The sequence below is a fragment of the Pacificibacter sp. genome (genome assembly GCF_039769035.1).
Classification (GTDB): Bacteria; Pseudomonadota; Alphaproteobacteria; order Rhodobacterales; family Rhodobacteraceae; genus Celeribacter.
In genome coordinates this window covers 1-3792 of the sequence record NZ_JBDMZG010000128.1, presented here as the reverse complement: position 1 = coordinate 3792, position 3792 = coordinate 1, and the positions used below count along the sequence as shown (strand labels likewise).

Annotated in this window: 6 protein-coding genes; 1 reads left to right on the top strand and 5 read right to left on the bottom strand. The window is 52.7% G+C overall.

Features of this window, described 5'->3' with window-relative positions:
* Positions 1-365 (bottom strand): flagellar basal body rod protein FlgC (flgC, locus tag ABF287_RS11380; RefSeq protein WP_347185127.1); only part of this gene is annotated, 365 nt, incomplete at its 3' end.
* A 10-nt stretch (positions 366-375) separates the two neighbouring features.
* Complete coding sequence (locus ABF287_RS11375; protein WP_347185126.1) at positions 376-765, bottom strand: FlgB family protein; 390 nt, start codon at positions 763-765, stop codon at positions 376-378.
* A gap of 80 nt (positions 766-845) precedes the next feature.
* On the opposite strand from ABF287_RS11375, the gene ABF287_RS11370 reads away from it, so the two are divergent.
* The gene (locus ABF287_RS11370) at positions 846-2177 is read left to right on the top strand and encodes a FliI/YscN family ATPase (protein WP_347185125.1); all 1332 of its coding nucleotides are present in this window, start codon (positions 846-848) and stop codon (positions 2175-2177) included.
* Here the strand turns inward: ABF287_RS11370 and ABF287_RS11365 are convergent.
* From ABF287_RS11365 to flaF, 3 genes are read right to left on the bottom strand one after another with little or no spacing between them, the layout of a single operon-like run.
* Positions 2174-2965, bottom strand: coding sequence for a DUF1217 domain-containing protein (locus tag ABF287_RS11365; RefSeq protein WP_347185124.1), 792 nt, complete (start codon positions 2963-2965; stop codon positions 2174-2176). The genes ABF287_RS11370 and ABF287_RS11365 overlap by 4 nt on opposite strands.
* A complete protein-coding gene (flbT, locus tag ABF287_RS11360) occupies positions 2962-3372 on the bottom strand; it encodes a flagellar biosynthesis repressor FlbT (RefSeq protein WP_347185123.1) in 411 nt (136 codons plus the stop codon). Before flbT ends, ABF287_RS11365 begins: the two co-directional genes overlap by 4 nt.
* Complete coding sequence (flaF, locus tag ABF287_RS11355) at positions 3369-3746, bottom strand: flagellar biosynthesis regulator FlaF (protein ID WP_347185122.1); 378 nt, start codon at positions 3744-3746, stop codon at positions 3369-3371. The genes flbT and flaF overlap by 4 nt, the downstream gene beginning before the upstream one ends.
* Between the last annotated feature and the right edge of the window lie 46 nt (positions 3747-3792).

The following is a 3792-nucleotide window of genomic DNA, read 5'->3' as shown; positions in this document are numbered from 1 at the left end:
GTCGACATTTGTCGCGCTTGATCAAACATTTTGAGATTGGCTTCATAGCTGCGCTGCGCTTCACGGGCGTCAGCGATTTCAACCATAATTTCGACGTTCGAGCTGTTGTAATAACCGTCTTCTCCCGCCATCGGATGGCCAGGATCAAACACTTGCTTAAGTGGCGTTTCGTCAAGTTCCACGCGACCACTGCGCACCGCACCGGTGTCTTGCCCGTGCTCAACGACTTGTTCAAAAGACGTTGTTTTGCGCTGGTAACCAGGCGTATCGGCGTTGGCGATGTTTTCAGATACGTGCCGCAATCGATCAGCTTGAGCGGCCATGCCTGACGAGGAAACGGACAGGATATTGAATAAATCACTCATGGGTTAACTCCTATCTGCGACCAATTGAGGTTCTGAGAATGTTCATCGAGCTTTTGTAGACCGACATGGCGAGATCATGTTGATGGCGCACCTCGGTGGCCTTCATCATTTCCGTTTCAAGCGTCACGGTATTGCCATTGGGGGAGCTGGGTCCGGGCGCATCGACAAAGACGGGTTGCGCGGAGTGCGCGGCGTGACCATGCAGATGACCTGCGCGCGAGCTTTTCATCGCCGCGCTAGAACCACGGTTGTCATAGGTTGCCTGAAACGGCGCAACATCTTTGGCGCGATACTCAGGCGTATCGGCATTCGCGATGTTCTTCGCGATGACTTCTTGGCGGGTGCTCGCATGTTTTGCCAAGCCGGTCGCCATCTGAAAAATGTCCAAGTTCTGGAACATCGGGGCTTCTCCCTCGATTTGTATCAACTAAGGCTTAACCTTGATTCCTTTAAAAAGGGTTGTCGAACCTGGAGGGACATATGGCTGACATTGGCTTTGACGTACTGACATCGGAAATTTCGACGGTGCAAACCGTTCAACGATTGGGTCGCGTCATCAAAGTTGCGGGCGGCGTAATTGTCGTGAAAGGCTTGAGCAACGTTGCCGCGTCTGGCGATTTGGTCGAAATTGGACAGGGTGGCGACACCCAAGTCGGCGAAGTGTTGCAAATGGACAAGGACACGATCACTGTTCTGCCAGATGGTGGTGCTGATGGGCTTTGCATCGGCGATCCAGTCGCGCACATCGGAAACAACGAAATCGCGCCCCATGACACATGGATTGGCCGCGTGATCGATCCGTTCGGAAATGCATTAGACAATCGTCCTATTTTTCGCGGGCCGGACTCGCGACCGTTGCGAGGCGCACCGATCAGACCAACCGAACGACGATCTTTGGGCGAGCGCCTTGAAACGGGCCTTTCTGTGTTCAACACGCTTTTGCCAATCGTTCGGGGGCAACGGGTTGGTCTTTTTGCAGGGTCGGGCGTGGGGAAGTCTACGCTGTTGGCGCAGCTCGCGACCGGAATTCGTGCAGATGTTGTTGTCATTGCGATGATTGGGGAGCGCGGCAGGGAAGTCCGCGAGTTTGTAGAGCGCGTTCTTGGGCCCGAGGGTATGAAGCGCGCCGTCATTGTTGCGGCAACCTCCGATCAGTCACCATTGGTGCGCCGTCGATGTGCTTGGATGGCTATGTCTGTTGCTGAGCATTTTCGCGATAATGGTCGACACGTGCTTTTCCTCGCGGATTCCGTGACCAGATTCGCTGAGGCGCATCGCGAGGTCGCTTTGGCAACTGGCGAAGCAGGAAGCTTGCGCGGATATCCTCCATCAACCACGCACCTGATTACGTCTCTGTGCGAGCGTGCAGGACCAGGAAAAGACGCGGCAGGAGACATAACAGCGGTTTTCTCGGTGCTTGTCGCTGGCTCGGATATGGACGAGCCAATTGCGGACATCTTGCGCGGTGTATTGGACGGTCACGTCATTCTCGATCGAAAGATTGCTGAGCGCGGGCGTTTTCCTTCAATTGACCTTCTTCGATCCGTCTCTCGTGCTTTACCTGAGGCTGCCAGCGCAGAAGAAAACGCCATTCTCTCGCGGGCAAGAAAACTCATGGGGACTTACGATCGGTCTGAGATGATGATTCAAGCGGGCTTATATGCACGCGGATCTGATGCTGACGTTGACGAAGCCATTGACTGCTGGCCAAAGCTTGACACATTTCTTGCAGAACGCGAGTTGCATTCGAGCAAAGAGAGCTTTGAGAGGTTGAAGAACTGTATTGAAAATGCGGAACTTGCCGTTCCCTAGTTTGACAATAGCAGCAAAGCGTTTTGGGCCGATGATGTGCCCAACCCGCTTTGCGCGATTTCATTGCGTACCAGATATAATCGAACAAGTTCTTCGCGTTTATTTGGATCAGAAAACTGCGCCACTTCGCTGTCGTCGAAGTATTGTTCCGTTTTTCCACGAAATTCCGTCATTTGTTGATCAAGGTCGAGCTTGCCAAGCGCACTCGGCAATCCGAGCGCCGTTTCAAATACGGTTCTGACGGCAGTATTTCCCATCACACCATACCAGCGACCTGCATCTGAACCGCTTTTTTCTGCCATTTCAGTCAACTGGCGATCCAGATTGAGTGCAAGACGCATGCTTTCGTCTTGGTTCCCCACTGCGATTTCGAACTGACTGTCTTGGTATTTTGAAATTATGGTTTGAGGAAAGGTACTTAGAACGGTGTTCGGCGTGCCTAAGTCCCCAAACCCAAAGGCCGCTGAGAACTCGGCGTACCGTTTGTCTGATAGTTTGTTGGCTAAGGAATCCGCAGATATCGTGCCGTCCGACAACACTTTTTGAATAAAATACTGACTGTCGATGTCTTCGTTTAGACCAAATGCACCGAGCGCCACTGAGAGCAGGCGCCGGTTCGACATCAAATCCTCGACGGTTTTCACCGATCCGATGTTTTCTTCAAAGTATTCAGTGTCGCGCTGCAACTCCGGTGAGGCGTTGAAGGCTTCTTTTTGCGACTCTAGAGTTCTGTTTAGAAAGGCCCAGCCAGTGTAACCTGACGATGGAATGATAGGCTGAAACGTCATTGGGGCCTCGGTGTAGCAGCGAGCAGCCTGTCTTCACGCGGTATGAGATTTCTGAGTGACTTAAGCGCTTGATAAAATCGATCTTCCAATACGGCTTCGGTCGCGTCGTTTAGCAATGCTCTGCTGTCTAGGTCAGTGATAACTTGGCTGAGTTGTTCGATACCGCGCATCAGTTGGTGGCGGGCATCTTCGGGCTCGACGTCACCGGATAGCACGAGCTGTGCGATGTAACACACGCGACGCACGGGCGTATTGACGTCTTCTGGATGGATTGCATCTCGCAGGCGCAAAATGTTGGCGTTTGGGGTCACCACAGACAATCTTGATCTACGGTCCCCATTCTCAATGACTGCGCCATTGATCAAAACGCGTTCTTTTGGTCCAAGCTTTAATACCAGTCCGCTCATTCTTGGCCTCCTTCGTGGCGTAGGCCACGCATCACCATGGAATTGATTTCGATGAGAGCAGCCTCATCAGTTTTGCCGTTTAGGATGTCCGTCGTGTGTTTGTGCGTGAATTCGGCGAGGTAAAATATCTGAGCCCGCAGTTCTTTGGGAAGTTCGTTGCCGTCGGATGCGACATCTCCTGCGAGCAACGTCCAAAGGCGCCGATTTTCGTTAAGTGCTGACACATAGGCTGGAAAAGACGTTTTCTTTGTTTGCGCCGCTGTGCGCAATCGGTGCGTAATTTGCGCAAAGGTGCTGTATTCTGTGCTGCGTGCCGTACGCACGGGCGCAGCGGGCGATGTGTATGCCGTTCGGGCCAATTCTTGAGCGTTCACTTCGGATCCTTCCGGTGACAATTAAGTTTAGGCGCGGCCTAAATTG